This is a genomic window from Methanosarcina sp. UBA411 (assembly GCF_002495725.1).
In the GTDB taxonomy this organism is placed as follows: domain Archaea; phylum Halobacteriota; class Methanosarcinia; order Methanosarcinales; family Methanosarcinaceae; genus Methanosarcina.
In genome coordinates, this window is record NZ_DAGK01000024.1 from 41,525 (window position 1) to 58,210 (window position 16,686).

Below are 16,686 nucleotides of genomic sequence, written 5' to 3' on the forward strand. Positions count from 1 at the left end.
TGTAATGCCTGTGAACTTTTCACGGACATTCTGAGTAAAAGGCCCGGAATGTACCTGTTTTCCGAAATATTTTACAAAATCCTCTGATGGAGCATTAAATTCTCTTGCAAGGATTTGCTTTATCTCGCGGGTATACTTCAATTCGCAAGCTACAGAAGCCAGGTCACCGATATCAAAAGATTCTTTCCTGAATCTTTTAAGTTCATCTTTCTTTTAGGTTTTGCTTTGTTAAGTAGAAAAGAGATCATCCAGTAGTGATTTTGAAGTAAAAAGTGACTGTATTACCCCAAAAGCAATGATACTACTTTTTTCTTGGAAAATTCTATGGAGTTGCTTTATTAAATTAAACTCGCAAAAGTTAAAAAATCAATGAATAAGTTTATAAAAACTGTATAGAAGTTAGTTAAAAAATAGAAAGAGTTGTTTAAAGGCTAATTTCGGTGTCAATATCGATAGGTTCTAAGATCTCAAACTTCAGTGCTTTTTGCCTAAGTAAAACCGTTATCACTTCCTCTCAATTACTACCACAGTTCCCTTCATAGAAGGATGGATTGAGCAGTTATAATTATATGTTCCGGCATCCGTAAACAGAAATTCGTATGTGTCTCCATTCTCAAGTACCTTGGAATCAAAGGTAGGCCCTCTCACGGTATGAGCAATTGAATCCTTGTTCGCCCATCTTACGGTATCACCTGTCAGGATTTCTACTGACTCTGGGTTAAAGGTAGAATTCTGGATATCAACTTCGACGATCTTTCCTTCACCTGCTGCAGGTTGAGGCGTTGTGTTCGAAACCGGAACCACAGGCGTTTCAACCGGAGTTACTGCAGGCGTTTCAACCGGAGTTGCCGGTTTATTTCCTGCACATCCTATTGCCAGGAATATGCTAAGTAAAACTATGAAAATTACAAGTTCTCTTTTCACTCGTCTTCCCCCACAAAAATAAGTGCTTTATAATTAATATCTTGAGATTATAATAGTTCCCACCAGGTTCTAAACATAGTTCCTTTATGATTTAATCTAGAATCACAGATTTTCAAAGATAAATTTAGAATTATATTTATATCATTTACCTCTTTAGATAAACTATGATATTATATCGACAAAAATTTATTTTTAAAATAAAAGATTAAGAAAATTGTAGAACATTACATATAGAAAAGAATTTGTTTGGAAAATCAGATTCGAAGTCGATACTTATCTATTTTAGGGTCCTTCCAAATCAGTGTTAAAACTAAGGATATAGAATGCTTATTTTGAGTAATAGACATGCTTTTAGGATTTTTTTTAACAAATTTACACCCTAAAAATCAATTTTTTAGTAAAATAACCGATAAAACTCGTTAAAATTGATAAATGACCAATATAAAACTATTATTTGTTCACAATTTCTTTGATTTATGTCTAAGGCGCCTGATATCATTTTCATTTATACAAAATTCAATGATAAAAGCGAGGAAAAAATGATATTTAATCAATTAATTAAAGAATCTAAACCCTCTAAATAGCAAATAGATCATTTAACTAATGTACCTTAATTGTGGAAGGACTGGTAATATATTTAATTAAGGAAACAAGGTTTAATAATCCTTAAAAACTAATTTTTTTGAGGGATCTGTATCCATTTGGAGTGATCATTTTTCAACTTGGCAATTATATTAAACCCACCCAAAATAGCGAAGAGCCTAGCAGTTTAACTGGCTAAGAAAAGGATAATTTTCTCTGAAAATCAGAGACAATTTTTAAAAGATACCCTCCTTGAAACTAAATTTCCAGGTAATTCCTATATGCCTTCTCAGCAAATACGGATTTTTGTACTAGAGTCAGATACTTTTGCCTTTCTGTTAGTGTTTTCGTCTTTCTGCTACAGAACTAAAACACACAGAACTAAAACACCACAGCTAGCCTCGTTAAATTTAAAGATTATACGTAACTGTACTGTAAAAGTTTTATACTATGGGCAGAATTCTGATCATTGCCCCTTACCAACAATAATTCAGGCTCAATTAGAATTACCGGATTACTCTGCCCATATTGTTTTTAGATAAAGTTTCTTCATTTACCTTTGCTAGGAGTTACATGGACTACTCCGCCACCTTCACCAGTAGTACCTGTAACATTTCTAGCTGGAGTTTGTGTCCCAGTTGGAGTTCCTAATTCGATTGGAGTCTTTTGTTCATATTTCTTCTTTATAGTTATATTCTGTCCAGATACATTTGTTACATTCTCCTTTCCAGTTACATTTGTTACATTCTTCCCAGTTACATTTTCTACTCCCGTAACTGGAGTTACTTCTTTAACTGGAGTTACCTCTTCAACTGGAGTTACCTCTTTAACTGGAGTTACCCCTTTAACTGGAGTTGCGGTCTCATTTGGAGCTTTCTGACCGGCGCATCCTATTGCGAGGAATACACCGAACAATACTATCAATATGACAAGTGCTTTTCTCATATTTTCCCTCCACTCAAATAATGTGTATTATAATAGTTGCTTTATAATTGATATTGAGGTTTTATAACAATTACTGCTAGATTCTGAACATAATTCTTCTTATGATCTGCCGTATAACACCCCGTATCTCTGAAAGCAGGGATCTTCAGTTAAGTCAATACACTTCTCAATCTTCCGGTTTTATCTTCATTAGAACTACAAAGAAGAATTTCAAAAAATGAAACTGAAAAATATACCAAATATATTGATAAATCAGAAAAACAATTAAGCTCACTGATAGGAAAAAAGGATATAGAATGATCGAAAAAGTAAAATCGTTTTTAAAGACCTCTTTCGTTAAAGTAAGAATTTTAGGTAACCGATTTTTCAAGCATTTAATGTCATTTACTTTTATATATCTTCTTCTTTGCTTTAATTCTTCTTTGCTGTAATATTTCTATCACTACATTATACGAGAGAATACTGATAGAAATACCTTCCCGGCAAAGATTAACTCATATGTTTCTTATTCGAGTTGCCAAACGAATTCACAGCTGCCACCTTATGCTTCTAAAAATTAGCATATAGAAGGCAAATCACACAATAAAGTACTTGGATTAAAGATAGAACACTGAATTACCTTGAGACAATTTAGTACCGATTTACCATTAAATAATATAGTAATTGTCTCAAGGAGTTACTTTGGTTACAGTGGTCCTAGTTGCAGTAGTATTATTACCTTTTATGGTGGTTCTATTTACAGTAGTATTATTTCCTTGTATAGTAGTCCTATTTACTCCCATAGCTGGAGTTACTTCTGTAACAGGAGTTTCTTTTATAACTTCAGTTACAGCTACGACTTCCTGAACCGGAGTTACAGCTTCAACGCCAGTTACTACCTTAACCTCAGTTACAGCCTCTACAGGAGTTCCTGTTTTATTTGGAGCCCCACCTTTCTGACCAGCACACCCTATTGCAAGGAATACGCCGAACAAAACTATCAATATAATAAGTGCTTTTCTCATATTTTTCCTCCACTCAAATAATGTGTTTTATAATAGATGCTTTATAATTGATATTGAGATTTTATAATAATTGCTGCTAGATTCTGAACATAATTCTCCTTAAATCAAAAATTCTGCATCGTTTTATCTCATTTCTATTGATAGTTCAGAAAGTATTCTTCTAAAACCACGAAACATAATATATAATTTTATGATTTTCGTTTTATACTGGATCTTTTAATTAATTTGAATTGAGAGTCTTTGTCTTCTGCCTAGTTTCCTTAAATTATAATACATGGAATTCCAATATTATTAAATGACTTTTATGACTTTTTGGGGGGAAGTCGTGAAAATAAAATCCATTAATCCTTATACTGAGGAGGTAAACTGGACATATGACTCGTTTTCTTTCGAGGAATGTGAATCTAGAATTGAAAACTCTAGAGCCACTTTTTCAGGGTGGAGTTCATTGTCTATTGAGGAAAGAACAAAATACTTTTCAAGGGCTAGTAAAGTCCTTCGTCATAATTCCGAGATCTATGCCGAAATTATTACGAAGGAAATTGGAAAACCTATCAGGCAGTCAAGAGGCGAGATTGAAAAATGCGCCTGGATCTGTGATTATTATGCGGAAAACGCAGCCGAATTCCTGAAGGACGAGATTGTGGATACAGAGGCAGAGAAAAGTTATGTAACTTTTGAGCCTCTTGGAGTAATTCTTGGGATTATGCCCTGGAATTTCCCCTTCTGGCAGGTCTTCAGGTTTGCAGTGCCTGCAATATGTGCAGGAAATGTCTGTGTACTTAAACACGCTTCAAATGTTCCAAGATCAGCGTTGGAGATCGAAAAAGTCTTTATTGAGGCTGGATTTCCAGAAAACGTAGTTAATACCCTGTTAATTGACTCAAAAACTGCCATGGAAATTATTGAAGAAGAAATGATAGATGGGGTTTCGCTTACCGGCAGTATAGTCGCTGGCTCGGAAATAGGGGAGCTTGCAGGGGGATTGATCAAGCCTTTCGTACTTGAACTTGGGGGTTCGGATCCTTTTATAGTGCTTGAGGATGCTGATATAGAGAGGGCTGCGCAGACTGCCGTAAAGGCTCGTTTTCTCAATACCGGACAGAGTTGTGCTGCTAAGCGATTTATTGTCCTAGAGGATGTTGTTGTGGACTTTATCGAGGCATTTGAAATTGAAATGCAGGAACTGAAAATCGGTGACCCTATGAATGAGGAAACCGATATCGGACCTCTTGCAAAGAAAGAGTTTATAGAGAGTCTTGAAAAAGTCTTGAAAGACGCAAAAAAGAAAGGTGCAGAACCTCAAGTTTATGGAGAAGAGCACAACAAGGGCTTTTTCTTTAGGCCGACCATCATCCCTGCAGCCAGCACAGACATGAAGGTTTGCAATGTAGAGGTCTTCGGGCCTATTGCCCCGGTGATTACAGTAAAAGATGAGGATGAAGCCATTAAAGTCGCAAACTCCACAGAATTCGGACTAGGAGCCGAGATATGGTCTGGAGATCTGGAAAGGGCTCAGAGGTTGGCAAAAAGGATAAAATCAGGAATTGTAGCCATTAATGGAATGGTTAAATCGGATCCGAGACTACCTTTTGGCGGAATAAAAAAATCCGGAATAGGACGAGAACTTTCACATTACGGGCTTAAAGAGTTTGTGAACATAAAGACGGTTGTGGTCAATAAGTGAGGCTTACAAGAGCTGAGGCTGATTGAAGCTTTATATTGAAAAAGAACCCAAAATTCATTAAGAGGAATCTCAGAATTTTTTTTACACTTGAGAAGCTGCTTTCATGAAAGCTTCGGACCCTTTTTGTTGCCCAGCTTGAAGAAGAAGGCTTTGAAATATTTTCTGACTTCCAGGCGAAGAAAACCTTGACCTGCTTGAATTCACTGAGGACTTCCAGAATTAAACTGATTGTAACAAGATATGAATAGGCTGCGGCGTTCATGGCCGCAACGTATGGGAAGCTGACAGGGAAGTCAGAGGCTTGCTTTTCGACGCTTGGCCTCACAGTCACCAATCTTATTACAGGCATTGCCCAAGCACAGCTTATAGGAGCCCCCTCTTATTTCCATAAAACTACTTGATGTGGCGATTATCATAAGACCTATACATTTTAGCTTATTTTGAGCCAACTTCAACGGCAAATAACAGGGAACTGTTGAGTAATGTATAGCTTTTGTAATAAAATCTATGCATTAAAAAACAGTTATTTAATCGCATATTTTAATATGGTGAATGATAAGAAATAATTATTCCTCTCAGCTTATAAAATCTAAAATTATATCATAATCAATAGGCAAAATAACAAATAAAAAACGATGTTTTCTATATGTAGAGGATTTGGGTTATTTGTACACGAAATTTTCAGTAACCAGCAGATTACGTTACATTTAAAGTGTAAATAAAGGATAAGGGGGAAAATAAATGAATAAAAAGATGTTACTCTCTACGGTTTTAACTTTAGTAGGCACTGTTCTGATTTTAAGTCTAATTTCATCTGTGACATTGGCATCTGATGAGCAAGATGTTTCACCTACTGTACCACCTGCACATATGGGTATAAATGAAACCAATGTCTCTAATTTGAGAAATTTTAATAATATGGTTATGGCTACTGTTCCTGTAGGAAATCATCCTTACGGAGTTGCAGTAAACCCAAACGGAACAAACGTATATGTGACAAATTCCAATGACAACACTGTCTCTGTGATTGATACTGCCACAAACAATGTTACAGTCAATATAAATACAGGAATTGGTCCTGAAGGAATTGCAGTTAATCCAAATGGAACCAGGGCATACGTGACAAATGGGGGCAGCAACAACGTATCCGTGATTGACACAGCAACAAATAATGTTACAGCTACGGTAAATGTAGAAACTAGTCCTTATACAGTTGCAGTAAGCCCTGATGGAAAAAAGGCATATGTGACTAATTGGGGAAGCAACAATATTTCTGTAATTGACACAGCAAATAACACTGTTATAGTCAGAATACCTGTAGGAAATAGTCCATATGGAGTGGCAGCAAGCCCTGATGGGAAAAAGTTATATGTGGCAAACTATTGGAGCAACAGTATCTCAGTATATGACACAGCAAACAGCACGGTTACAACTGCAATAACAGGATTAAACAATCCTTATGGAGTTGCAATAAGCCCTGATGGAAAAAAGGCATATGTAACGAACTACGGCAGCGATAATGTCTCGGTAATTGATACAGCTAGTAATACTATCGCAGCCACAGTGAAAGTAGGATACTATCCCATTGGAGTTGCAGTCAACCCTTCGGGAACAAACTTATATGTAGCAAACTACGGCAGCAACACTGTTTCTGTAATTGACACAGCAACAAACAATGTTACAACTGCAGTGGGTGTAGGTCTCCATCCTTATGGAGTTGCAGTAAATCCAAATGGAACAAAGGTATATGTAACGAATTCAGATAGCAATACTGTTTCTGTAATTAATATAAGTTGATAACCAGGAAATCATGATGAGTAAAATTGCTTTGCATCTACCTTATTCTAGTAAGCGTATTATCAACATGAAAAACTAGGATAAAGGGAGATTGAATATTTAGAGCAGTCAGCTGGTACGGAATCCAAAATGAAGTTATTGGGATAAGACTTACACACTTGAACCGAAAAACATCAGCGTTAAGCCATCAAATGTCCAAAGTGTTATTTTAACCAATGATGGTTCTTGTGTTTGATTTTATATCGAGTGTGTAAGTCCTATGGAATAAGAAAGGGCTTTGCAAGTGTGGAATTCTATCAGTCAGTTGGGAGTTAAGTAAAAAGCGACTCAAATGGATTGAGTAATTTATTTCAGTCTTGATTTGCTATTAACGTGGTGAAAGGTTACCATTGGACTTTAGATTTAAACGCATATCTTATTGCTATTGATTAGAGAATACGAAAGACAGCCACAATTACCTCATCCACACCGGTCCCAACATTGCAGCCATCATGACTATTACCAAGATAACTATTAAGATAACAATTATCTTTTTTATGTCGTTTGTTATTTCCATCTACTCATACACCCACGACTAGTTACTGTTTCTCAGATAATATAACGTTCACATTCAAAAATTGAGTTTTCAGTTTTTCTGCATTCATTTATATACCAACCACATATTTCCCAACTATAGTTATCCTTACTAAAAGATACAGATATTATTATATAAATATATTATATAAATCAAAAAGAAACTTTGGTTCCGTTGCAAAAATTTCAGAATAAGAATGTAAATCTATGGATGATGAATCAAAGGCAAAATATCCAAAAAGAAGCAGTGAATCAGGAAATAATGAGCTCTATAATTCTTTAGTGCTTACTCACAAATGAAGGCAGCAGGATTTAGATATGTTGACTGTTTATGAAAATCTCGCAACCTCACCATAATGGCTGCAACCAAATTTTGAAAGGGGCCTTGTTGTTGTTTCCTCTTAATGTTCCAAGAAGATGTAGTACAACCTTACATAGGAGATGTACATAGTTTCTAACCATCTCTTAAGTAGCATTTGCTTTGCTAGTTCCATATTGTGATAACAAGATTAAATATTTTTTAACCTTATTGGAGAGCTTTGAGGATTTCATCCGTTTTTCGTACCCTGCCGATTCTTTTGAATATGAAGTTTACAGCTGCTTTGTGTTGTTCCTCGGAGCTGGAAGTAATGGCATCTTCGGCAAAGATCTGTTGAAATCCATACTCATAGGCAAAACGTGCTGTACTCTCAACACCAAAGTCGGTCGCAATTCCGCAGAGTACGATTGTGTTCATTCCACGCCGCCGCAGTTGGAGTTCCAGATCTGTCCCATAAAAGGCTCCCCACTGCCTTTTGGCTATAACAATATCCTTTGAAGTAGGAGACATTTCAGGCACAAATTCAGACCAGTCAGGAGACGGGGCTGAGGAACTCAATAATGACTCATCACTTAAGACATTGAGCATCGTTTCTTTTGTAATTATAACATGCACAAGAAATACGGGCATATCGTGTTTCCGAAATATGTTTACAAGCTTTGAGGCATTTTTTATAACGTCTTGTGCAAGATAAGGCTTTGTTGGCTGTGCGACTATCCCCTTTTGCAAGTCTATGACCACAAGAGCTGTTTTGGCTTTATCAATAGTCAGTTCCTGCATACCATCACCATATCAAATACTAGCATCAAACTACTTATTCGCTCCGTTGGCGAATTATGCGTCGTTTCAGTGCCGATAGTTATGGAGAAAATCTGTAATTAGAGTCTGTCTGTTATCGATTGTCTCCTGTTTCCGGCAGAGTCGCAGCCTATTTTCATGGATACTTCTGCATATTCTCGCGCTGGCATAATTTGCTCCAAGCATATCCTTGAAGCCTGCCTGCTTCATGGAACAAAAAACAAGAGTTAAGTCTTTAGACATGATTTATCACATTCATGAACGATGCTACATTAGGATTTTTTGGAGCGATTTTTGGTTCAATATTAGGAAGCTATCTTACTTATCGTTCCACAGATCAATTAAATAAAGAGCAACAATTAAATGAATTAAAGAATATCGCAAAAGCAATGGACATAAATTTTGAAAGCTTCAGTAATTCAGAACTTGTAAAATATGCTGAATTATACGTTAAGCAACGGTCCAAGAGACAGCCCCAAATTCATTCATTTCAGAGGAGCAGTTATACGTTCCAATAGATCCCTTATATCTACCAACTGACATTTATTTCACATTTAAACACGATATCAGTAAGTTTGATTATAATTTGTCATCTAACATATACCAGTTTTATACTGATCTATTTAAAGCAGAAATGAATCGTCATTATATACAAAATAACAATATGAACCGTGATTCAGGCAAACAAATTATATGTACGATTAAACAGCAAGACATGGAAGCAAATATAATATCATGTAGTAACAAAATCTCAAATATCAGGCTTCAATTAAAAAAGATATATGAAGAATAATTTCCGTCCAAAGAATGGAAGATATCTTGGAATACTCAACTTGGTCAATATGGAGCGCTATGAATTTTCAAATTTATGTCTACAATTCAGATGGATCACTCAAAAATGTAGTTGCAAAATGTTATTGATGAGAGTTCCTATAATAAATGGTCTGGAAACTATTACTTCATGATAAACACTGAACAACCGTATGAAATAACAGTAGAATGAAAGTATATGCTAAAGAAAAGGATAAAAATTAAAAAGCAAAAATGAAAAGAAATATAAAATTGGAATAGTAAAGGAAAATTTACTGAAATTTCATTTACTGAAAATTACATAAACCGCTCAAATCTTTCCTTTCTCGCTTTACATATAGGACAAACTCCAGGTGGTTCGTCCATAGCACAGAGATATCCACAAACTTTACATCTCCATACCGGTTTTGAAAGTTTCCCTGTAAACTCCATACTCTCCATCATCTCGGTTCTTTTCTTTTCTTCTTCTCTTTCGGCGTCCCTCTGGGCTTTTGGAGGGCGCCTTTCAGGAATCGATTCGACTATTCTTTCTCCCCGGATAACCTCGTCCGAAACATAAAGTGCACAGTAACAGGCTCCGTAATCGTTAAGGTCGGGATCTCTATAATAGCAGGGACAGACAATGTCCAGGTCCTCTTCAAGATTATTGGCCGAAAGCCTGCAAGGGCAGGACCAGTAGCCGTACCGCCGTTCATTGGCGAGCAGCCCTCGCACAAGGTCCTTTGTGAACTCAACGTCAGGGTTGAGGTGATACCCTGATTTCTCAACCTGGTCATTCAAACGCCTGTAGACTTTGTCCACCAATTCGTCACTTATGTCTTCTTCGGCGGCTTCATCTTCTTTCAACCCAACTCCCCCTTAAACAAAACTTTTCCAAAAAAGTTTTATCAAAGACTATTTCATTTAGTCTAAATTTATGTTTAAAACCCCAGAGCTTCGCGGATTTCTTTTTCCTTAAAACCTACAATTGCCTTCTCTCCGTTTATAACAGTTGTCGGGAAAGAAGTTGAAGGATTGAAGCGTCTGATTTCCTCAACAACCTGGCCCTCTTCATCTTCTTCAAGCTTATCCACGTATATAAAGTCGAAATCTACGCCAAGATCGGTAAGTAGTTTCTTTGTCTTTTTGCACCATACACAGGTGCTAAGGCCATACATTACAACCTTACCCCTGTCAATTCCAGAGATGTGAGCTCCTTTCTCCTTATCCAGAGTAGATACATCCATTCGGTTAACCCCCGATCACAATAAAGTTATGGCAGTACGCCTATGAGTACTTTACCTCAAAATCACATTTTTTCCTGATCTCGCCGGCAAATTGAAGCTAGTGCAGACTGTACGTTCCGTAAATTACTTATAAGAAAATATAGACAAAATGAGATGCAGGAAGATTTCCTGCCTTATATTTTACTTTATCAAGCCCATCCGGACATACCAGTCGTAATCATGGGCAAACTTTTCTTTATTAGATTTTACAAGCTGACAGAAATATTCTGTGTTCTGGCGGTGGAGTTCCTCCTGATCTGGATATGTGATTTCGCCACGAATCGACTTTACCAGATTCTTACCAAGTTCTTCGGCAGTTCCCGCAGCCTGCTGAGGTGCTGCCGGGTCTCCCCCCATCACGACGCCAAGACCTCCGACAACATTAACGCCCATATTTGTGAGCACACTGTTCATGTAGTCTACTACAACATCTGCTTTGTTTCCTCCTGCCGTGGATACGGAGCATCCGAACTTTCCGGCTAGCATCTGACAGTGAACGACATCTGAAAGCCGGTCAAAGAAGGCTTTCATAGGCGCAGGAACCGAGTTAATATAATTAGGAGCACCAAAAACGATTCCATCGGAATTCACGATTCTGTCAAAAAGTTCCTCAAAGTCATCGATCTGGGGACACTCCCCTGTAGCATAACAGGCTCCGCACCCTGTGCAGTACTCTATTTGCAGTTTATAGAGATCTATCAACTCGACATCCGCGCCTTCGGACTCAGCGCCTTTGATCACGGACTTTACCAGTTGAAGGGTATTACTTTCATTTCCTCTCGGACTTGCGTTAATTCCAAGAACTTTCACGATTATCACCTTGATTAAATTAGTTACGCAATGGTTAAATGAATTACACAGGATTAACGTATTATTTTTTGCCTTTCTCAGATATATTGGCGTGAACTATAGGACTCCTTTTCCCTCTTACCAGGGATGCGAATATTCCAATAATGCAGAACACTGTAAACAGAATGAAAGCATAATGCAGGCTTAAAACGAACTGGGGATAATATTCAGGCGTAATCTCCACAGGGCCGATAACTATCGCAAAGATCATCATTGCTATACCCATCGAAAGCATCTGGCCAAGGAGCCGCATAGTCCCGTTCATTCCCGATGCGACGCCGTAGAATCTCTTATCGACCGAGCTCATGATTGCATTCGTGTTAGGAGGCGAAAAAAGTCCGAAGCCTATACCAAGAATAACCAGGGTAATAATAAGGTGCCAGATAGGAGTTGTTTCTGTAAGGAAAATAAGAAGGAAGAGCCCAAGCGCAGTAAATGTCATTCCGGCAGATGCGACAATCCGTGGTTCAATCTTGTCAGAAAGCCGGCCGGCAATTGGTGAAACCATAGCCATAATAACTGGCTGTGCTACTAGGATAAGCCCTGCATTTTCGGGCGTGAAGCCTTTTGTGTACTGGAGATCGAGGCTTAAAAGAAATGTCACTGCATAAGTAGCACTGTAATTGATGAGTGCAGATAAGTTAGAAAAGGCAAAAATTCGATTGTTTGTCAGGAGCGAAATATCAAGAACTGGAGAAGGTATTCTCATCTCATACAGAGCAAAAACAATAACCCCGATAATTCCCACGGCTAATAAGGCAGCCCCTTTAAAGTCCGGCAGAACTGAAAAACCGTACATGACTGCAACTACCGCTACACTATATATGATTGAACCTGTCAGGTCGAACTTCTGTCCTCTGCATTCAGCCCATTCACCTTTAATCTTCCATAAGGTTAGGAGAATTGCTGTAATACCTATAGGGACATTTACGAAGAAAATGCTCCTCCAGCCAAGATATTGTGTCATCGCACCTCCAAGTAGGGGACCAACAGAAAGCCCAATGTAAACTGCAGTAATATAAATACCAAGAGCTTTCCCACGCTCACCAGGTGGGAAGACAGAGGTAACGATAGCAACACTTGTCCCAAAGATCATGGCACTCCCGATACCCTGGACGACTCGTAGTCCAATTAGCAGTTCTGTTGAAGTAACCATAGTCATAATTAAAGACGAAATGCTGAAGATCGCAATACCACAGAGAAAAACCTTCTTCCTTCCATAAATGTCAGCGATTTTTCCGAAAGGAACAAGAAATAGTGCTGATGAAAGGAGATATGCAGTAGCAACCCACGAGAGGGAAATTGAGTTCATATGAAATTCATTCCCAATTGCGGGCAAGGCAATATTTACTGCCGAACCATCAAAAGGAGTAAGAAATCCCGAAAGTATCGCAATGAAGAGCACAATCTGTTTCTCTATACCACCAACAGGAGCATTAGGAGTATGGCAGATTTCCGGGGTTTTGGTAGAGAGTCCGGAGTTAATTTTTTCTATTTCCATGTATATCACTAATTAGAAGGGTCATTATCTGTAGTCTACACAGTGTCAGAAAAATCGTATCGATTTCTTTGAAGGATAGATTACTTCAGAGGCAATTTCCTTCATAATACTTTTCCTAATTATGATTGACTAGCCGGCCATTAGTGCAATTGGTTTCTGGTTTTGATCAAATTTTTCTAAAAAATTTGTGGTCAAGCTTCCCCCGGAAAGGTTGCGAGTAAGCCTTTTGTGAAAAGGTTTACAATAAACTTGAGAACATAAATTAAACTATGAGAATGAATAATTATTAAAAAGGGACGCTCCGGAATTAAGATTACCCGCAAATTTTACCTTCAGTATTGTTTAAAATCGCATAGCGCTCAAAAGAAACTAATGGTTCAGAAGAAGTAATTTAAGATTAAATTTACAGCTTAAGGTTAAGCTTTCAAAAATTAAAAGAATGAAAATCATAAGAACAAATTTAGAAGATGAAGGCGATCAAGTTAAATATATAAATTGACGGATTAAGTCGTAACTCTATGTTTATATGAAAACTAGGATGGATTAAGCCATTTAATTATGAGTTGTTAAACTCTAAGCCATTATTAAATTATGAGTTGTTAAACTCTAAGCCATTAAGTTATGGCTGTATGAAGATTATAGAGGTTATAGACTTACAATGAATGAAATAATTATCTGGATATTAATTGCGTTCTGCCTGACGCAGTCCGCTATTTTCTCAGGTATGACAATCGGGCTTTTCAGCCTTGGAAGACTCAGGCTTGAGATTGAGGCAGAAGCAGACAATAAAGAAGCTCTCAAGATTCTGCAAATCCGGCGGGATTCTAACTTCCTGCTGACGACACTACTCTGGGGAAATATAGCTGTAAACGTTCTAATTGCTCAGCTTACAGGTTCCGTGCTGACAGGAGCCGCAGCTTTCCTCTTCTCTACTTTCGTAATAACCAGTTTTGGAGAGATTGTCCCCCAGGCATATTTTTCCCGAAACGCCCTGTCACTCGGAGCAAAGCTAACTCCTCTGGTTCGCTTTTACCAGATGCTGCTTTATCCAGTAGCCAAGCCCACAGCTCTTATTCTTGACTGGTGGTTAGGCAGGGAAAAACTCGAACTCTTCAAGGAGCAGTCTATGCGGATTATGCTTGAAAAGCATATAGAGTCTGGAAAGTCCGATATCGGCGCTTTTGAAGGGATAGGAGCCCTGAACTTTCTTTCCATAGACGATGTCAACATTTCCGACGAAGGCTCGCTAATAGACCAGAGAAGCATAATCTCTCTCCCGGTGGAAAATAACCGTCCGGTATTTCCTTCTTTCAAAAGGGAACCAACCGATCCTTTTCTGCAAAAGATAGAAGCCTCCGGGAAAAAATGGGTAGTCATTACCAACCCTCAGGATGAGCCTGTCATGGTGCTTGATGCGGATGGTTTCTTGAGAGATGCAGTCTACAAGAAGGGCCCATTCATTCCGCTTTCTTATTGCCATTTCCCGGTCGTTGTGAGATCTCCTAAGACCAGGCTTGAAAAAGTAATTAGGCAATTCAAAGTGTATCCGCAATATCCTGAAGACGATGTAATTGACCAGGACCTTATCCTTTACTGGGACCAGGAGAAAAGAATTATTACGGGCTCGGATATTCTTGGCAGGTTGCTGCGGGGAATTGTAGTGGAATGTGAACTGCCATCAGGATGTGAACTGCCTGTTCCGCCTTCCAAACCCGGAGTTGTCCGAGGGAGAACTCTGAGAAGAGGAAAGAAAAAAGAAAGCGAAAAACAGAAAAAAGAATAAAAATAGAAAAGGGAATAAAAATAGAAAAGGGAATAAAAAGGAGTGAAAAACTGCAAAAGAATTTTTACTCCTTTTTTAGTTCCTTCCTTTTTTAGTTCCTTATACCTTTTTATTCATTTTATTTCTGTCTCTACTCTTTTTATCCGTTTATTAATCTTCGTATGCAGGAAGCGTTATAACGCCTATCTCCGGAAGTGGGTAACCCACAGCGAAGTGGTAAAGGTCCTGGAATTCAAGTCCTTTGAGCCCTATGGCGTCATGCAAAGGATCATCGAAGAAACACCCAATCCCGCAGCCTCTGAGGCCATTTGCTTCGGCTTCAAGGTAAAGAAGTTGTCCTAGAATTCCGCATTCCCAGAAAAGGTAAGGATATATCCAGGCTCCGAACCTGTTCAAAGGCTCTTTGAATTCCGAGAGCATGCAGGCAGTAAAACAGGCATCAGCAGCTTTTCGCTGGGCGCAGGAAAGCTGAGCTGCAAAAGAGTGCAGGGTTTCTTCCATCAGCAGGTAAAACTCAAGGTCTGAAGGGCAATTTTTCGGTTTTTCCCATAAAAAGTCAGGCCTGATAGCAGCTTTAAATCTCTCTTTTTCCTCGGGTTTGCGAAGGAAAATATAAAGTCCAGGAAGAAGATCCTTTACGCGGTTTACGAACAGAAGCAGGTGAGTAAAGGAACCAAAAGCAAGGGTATTGAAAATCGGATTATTTTCCGGAAGGGTTTTTTGCAGCATTGCATAGAAAATTTCTTTTTCCATGTATGCGCTATTATCCATTTCAATAGCGCTTCTCCTTCCGCGGATAACGCTGCGTAGGGGCACGGTTTTGAGTTCGGGCCGGTTCTCAAAACTGCTGGCTTTCAGGGATGAAACGACTAACGTTCCGGATTTTTTTTCTTCTGCTTCTTTATTCTCAAAGTAATCTGTTCCCTTCTTTTGAGCTGCTGAGGCTGCCTTTTCAATACCAACCCATTCAACATGCTCTGGGCTTAAACTGTTAGGAACGCCTTCCCAGGAAAGATTCCTAAAAGCAGGAATAGCGCTGGAAGGAATCCTGCCTCTGTTACAGGTTTCTCCTGCCGGATAGACCGCAAGCAGACAGGCAGGCTCCTGTTTTTCAGGGCCTATCTCTTCGGAGATGCCAAGAAGCACTGCAATTTCTTCCGAACCCATGTCAGCAAGAAGGCTTGTTTTCCAGCCGAGCCCGGCAGCAGCAAAAGTGAGCGCAGCAATTGCATGACCCAGATCATGCTGTGCATATCGAAAGGCTCTAAGTCCGTATTTCCAAGAAACTCGCCAGAAAATTGAACTAAGGCCTACGAAAAAAGTGCCTTCAGGAAAACCCGAACTTAGCAGCTCCCAGGTTTTCCTAGGAAATTCGGCTCTTAGTTCAAGGGCATGAAGCAAAGGAGCATAATGGAAGACAGACGGATTTTTCAGAAACCCTTTAACAGGGCCGGAGAGAAGGTAAACCTCGGTAGGATGAAGGTTTCCGCTTGAGGGATTGACACGAAGAGGCCATTTTGTACCTCCTGCCATTTTCCAGGCAGAGATGGCAAAACTGTCAAAAAAGAGCCTGGAAATCGATTCCGCATTCAACTCAAACGGCTTTAGTTTTTCCGGTGAGAAAGCCTGTTCATAGGCAGGAAAAAGCTCAGCTTTTATTTGCTCATCGCTCCAGATTTCCAGATTTAAAAGTCGAGTTCCATGATAGTTAAGGAAGGGATCTGGCTTGAGAGGCAGATCCAGGTGGTGAGGACCCGGAGCATAAGCTTTGAAGTTGTGTTTACTTTCCTGGTGATAAGCCAGTATGGTTTCAAGTTCCGCTGTCATAATAAGCACACCCGGTAACCGG

Annotated in this window: 15 protein-coding genes; 5 read left to right on the top strand and 10 right to left on the bottom strand. The window is 38.7% G+C overall.

What is annotated here, in order from left to right; all coding sequences use genetic code 11:
- Positions 1-504: 504 nt before the first annotated feature.
- The 3 genes from BP861_RS08835 to BP861_RS08845 all read right to left on the bottom strand — a co-directional run bounded on the left by BP861_RS08835 (position 505) and on the right by BP861_RS08845 (position 3,455).
- Positions 505-924: a cupredoxin domain-containing protein gene (locus BP861_RS08835; RefSeq protein ID WP_292374500.1), complete on the bottom strand. Its 420-nt coding sequence runs from the start codon at positions 922-924 to the stop codon at positions 505-507.
- 1,131 nt (positions 925-2,055) lie between these two features.
- Entirely contained in the window at positions 2,056-2,451 is a 396-nt protein-coding gene (locus BP861_RS08840; protein ID WP_292374501.1) for a hypothetical protein, read from the bottom strand.
- Positions 2,452-3,119: 668 nt separating this feature from the next.
- Positions 3,120-3,455: a hypothetical protein gene (locus BP861_RS08845; protein ID WP_292374502.1), complete on the bottom strand. Its 336-nt coding sequence runs from the start codon at positions 3,453-3,455 to the stop codon at positions 3,120-3,122.
- A gap of 325 nt (positions 3,456-3,780) precedes the next feature.
- On the opposite strand from BP861_RS08845, the gene BP861_RS08850 reads away from it, so the two are divergent.
- The 3 genes from BP861_RS08850 (at position 3,781) to BP861_RS08860 (ending at position 6,939) form a co-directional block, all read left to right on the top strand.
- Positions 3,781-5,142: an NAD-dependent succinate-semialdehyde dehydrogenase gene (locus BP861_RS08850; protein ID WP_292374504.1), complete on the top strand. Its 1,362-nt coding sequence runs from the start codon at positions 3,781-3,783 to the stop codon at positions 5,140-5,142.
- A gap of 260 nt (positions 5,143-5,402) precedes the next feature.
- Entirely contained in the window at positions 5,403-5,543 is a 141-nt protein-coding gene (locus tag BP861_RS08855; protein ID WP_292374507.1) for a thiamine pyrophosphate-binding protein, read from the top strand.
- Positions 5,544-5,883: 340 nt separating this feature from the next.
- Positions 5,884-6,939: a beta-propeller fold lactonase family protein gene (locus BP861_RS08860; protein ID WP_292374509.1), complete on the top strand. Its 1,056-nt coding sequence runs from the start codon at positions 5,884-5,886 to the stop codon at positions 6,937-6,939.
- A gap of 1,099 nt (positions 6,940-8,038) precedes the next feature.
- Here BP861_RS08860 and BP861_RS08865 read toward each other — a convergent pair.
- Both BP861_RS08865 and BP861_RS08870 read right to left on the bottom strand, forming a co-directional pair.
- Complete coding sequence (locus BP861_RS08865; RefSeq protein ID WP_292374511.1) at positions 8,039-8,611, bottom strand: hydrolase; 573 nt, start codon at positions 8,609-8,611, stop codon at positions 8,039-8,041.
- 66 nt (positions 8,612-8,677) lie between these two features.
- The gene (locus tag BP861_RS08870; RefSeq protein ID WP_292374513.1) at positions 8,678-8,872 is read right to left on the bottom strand and encodes a hypothetical protein; all 195 of its coding nucleotides are present in this window, start codon (positions 8,870-8,872) and stop codon (positions 8,678-8,680) included.
- A 14-nt stretch (positions 8,873-8,886) separates the two neighbouring features.
- On the opposite strand from BP861_RS08870, the gene BP861_RS08875 reads away from it, so the two are divergent.
- Positions 8,887-9,147 carry a hypothetical protein gene (locus BP861_RS08875; protein ID WP_292374515.1) on the top strand — a complete coding sequence of 87 codons (261 nt, stop codon included), beginning with the start codon at positions 8,887-8,889 and terminating at the stop codon, positions 9,145-9,147.
- A gap of 589 nt (positions 9,148-9,736) precedes the next feature.
- Here the strand turns inward: BP861_RS08875 and BP861_RS08880 are convergent.
- The 4 genes from BP861_RS08880 to BP861_RS08895 form a co-directional block, all read right to left on the bottom strand.
- Positions 9,737-10,285 (bottom strand): ferredoxin-thioredoxin reductase catalytic domain-containing protein, encoded by a 549-nt coding sequence (locus BP861_RS08880; protein ID WP_292374517.1) that lies wholly within the window; start codon positions 10,283-10,285, stop codon positions 9,737-9,739.
- 74 nt (positions 10,286-10,359) lie between these two features.
- Positions 10,360-10,665 (bottom strand): glutaredoxin family protein, encoded by a 306-nt coding sequence (locus tag BP861_RS08885; protein ID WP_292374518.1) that lies wholly within the window; start codon positions 10,663-10,665, stop codon positions 10,360-10,362.
- A gap of 180 nt (positions 10,666-10,845) precedes the next feature.
- Positions 10,846-11,514, bottom strand: coding sequence for a flavodoxin family protein (locus BP861_RS08890; RefSeq protein ID WP_292374520.1), 669 nt, complete (start codon positions 11,512-11,514; stop codon positions 10,846-10,848).
- Positions 11,515-11,575: 61 nt separating this feature from the next.
- On the bottom strand, positions 11,576-13,054 hold the full coding sequence (locus tag BP861_RS08895; RefSeq protein ID WP_292374522.1) for an MFS transporter: 1,479 nt from the start codon (positions 13,052-13,054) through the stop codon (positions 11,576-11,578).
- A gap of 658 nt (positions 13,055-13,712) precedes the next feature.
- Here BP861_RS08895 and BP861_RS08900 point away from each other — a divergent pair.
- Positions 13,713-14,837 (top strand): DUF21 domain-containing protein, encoded by a 1,125-nt coding sequence (locus BP861_RS08900; RefSeq protein ID WP_292374524.1) that lies wholly within the window; start codon positions 13,713-13,715, stop codon positions 14,835-14,837.
- A 150-nt stretch (positions 14,838-14,987) separates the two neighbouring features.
- On the opposite strand, the gene BP861_RS08905 is transcribed toward BP861_RS08900, so the two are convergent.
- Positions 14,988-16,664, bottom strand: coding sequence for a nitroreductase family protein (locus tag BP861_RS08905; RefSeq protein WP_292374526.1), 1,677 nt, complete (start codon positions 16,662-16,664; stop codon positions 14,988-14,990).
- Positions 16,665-16,686 lie beyond the last annotated feature (22 nt).